Genomic DNA, 689 nt, shown 5'->3' on the forward strand with positions numbered 1-689 from the left:
CCCAGACCTTGAGGGTGTTGTCCGATGAACCAGAAATCGCCCGCTTGCCATCGGGGGTGACGGCTACTGCATTGACCGAGCCGCTGTGACCATTGAGAGTAAACAGTTCTTTTCCAGTTGTTAAATCCCAGACCTTGAGGGTGTTGTCCGATGAACCAGAAATCGCCCGCTTGCCATCGGGGGTGACGGCTACTGCATTGACCAAACTGGTGTGACCATTGAGAGTAAACTGTTCTTTTCCAGTTGTTAAATCCCAGACTTTGAGAGTTTTGTCCCACGAACCAGAAATCGCCCATTTGCCATCAGCAGTGACAGCTACTGCATTGACCGAAGAGCTGTGACCATTGAGAGTAAACAGTTCTTTTCCAGTTGTTAAATCCCAGATTTTGAGGGTGTTGTCATATGAACGAGAAATTGCCCGCTTGCCATCGGGGGTAACGGCTACTCCATATACCAAACTGGTGTGACCATTGAGAGTAAACTGTTCCTTTCCAGTTGTTAAATCCCAGACTTTGAGCGTTTTATCCGATGAAGCAGAAATCGCACGCTTGCCATCGGGGGTGACGGCTACTGCATTGACCAAACTGGTGTGACCATTGAGAGTAAACTGTTCCTTTCCAGTTGTTAAATCCCAGACTTTGAGCGTTTTGTCAATTGAACCAGAAATCGCCCGCTTGCCATCGGGGGTG

At 48.6% G+C, this 689-nt stretch carries 1 protein-coding gene; it reads right to left on the minus strand.

Translation table 11 applies throughout. The annotated features are described in order from the left end of the window. On the minus strand, positions 1–689 hold a 689-nt coding region (locus QUA01_RS20710), incomplete at both ends, for a WD40 repeat domain-containing protein (protein WP_333133213.1).

It is taken from the genome of Microcoleus sp. S36a_B3, assembly GCF_036700745.1.
GTDB lineage: Bacteria > Cyanobacteriota > Cyanobacteriia > Cyanobacteriales > Microcoleaceae > Microcoleus.